The following is a 1007-nucleotide window of genomic DNA, read 5'->3' on the forward strand; positions in this document are numbered from 1 at the left end:
TTAGCATATTCTAATTCTTCCTTGCCTTCGTTTTCACTCCATTTGATTAAAGCACTAAGATTTTCTCTTGCTTTGCTTTCATTATCTTCTTTAAACTTTAGAGCTTCATGGATAAACTCATAAACACTACTAACAACTGCAATAAAAACTAATACAATAAAAACTATAATAGAAATTTTTTTTGATATTTTAAGCAATTTTTTTACCTTTAAAGTTAGTATTATTTATTATAGCATTATTAGATACAATCTTAAAATCTTCTTTTATATCATCTATAATGGTATTGCTTTGTTTTGTATTGTTTTCTTGATTTGAATTTTCATCTTGATTTAAATTTTTATTTATTTCTTTGTTTTTATTTTTATTTATTGTTTCATCTTTACTATTTATTTCTTTATTTACAATCAAAGAATTAATATAAGTTTGATAAGCATTTTCTAAATCTTCAAAACCAAGTTTTTTAAATTCATCAATACTTTTATAAAGTTCTTTTCTTGCTTTTAAATAAGTATCATTTAGTTTGTTTTTATGAGAGATAAAGATAGTATAAAAACTAGAGTTAAATTCTAATTCTTTTATTGTGTTTTCATCAAATAAAGCTTGCTTATCTTTATCATATAAAACATAATCTTCACAAAAATATAAAGCTTTTAATAGATAGGGTTTTGAATCGATGTTGATGTTGTTGATATTTTCTAAAGATAGTTTTTGTATATAGGCTATTTTTAAATTATTGATTGCTTGTATAGATACAAGCTTATAATTATTATATTCTTGATTAAAATAATTAAGATTTTCTAAAAATATTTTATACTCATTGATATATTCTTTTTCATTTTGTATATTATTTAAATGCTTAAGACTTTGATTGAAAATATTATTATTATAAAAATTACAAGAAAAACTATCAAAATTAAATTCTTTTAACAAATTACTATTTTTATTATCTATAGAACATAAAGGAGTAAAGGAATTTTGTATGTTTTTGTAGTAGGGGTAGAGAGAGT

At 20.5% G+C, this 1007-nt stretch carries 1 protein-coding gene and 1 pseudogene; both read right to left on the reverse strand.

Annotated features, from left to right (window positions below):
• Positions 1-197: hypothetical protein (locus AJN60_RS07550; RefSeq protein WP_186820823.1), on the reverse strand; the 197-nt coding region annotated here is incomplete at its 3' end.
• Positions 190-1007 (reverse strand): annotated as a pseudogene (locus AJN60_RS07555) (hypothetical protein); the annotation flags it as partial. The gene AJN60_RS07550 and the pseudogene AJN60_RS07555, both read right to left, overlap by 8 nt.

The sequence above is a fragment of the Campylobacter sp. BCW_4323 genome (assembly GCF_001763115.1).
Classification (GTDB): Bacteria; Campylobacterota; Campylobacteria; order Campylobacterales; family Campylobacteraceae; genus Campylobacter_D; species Campylobacter_D jejuni.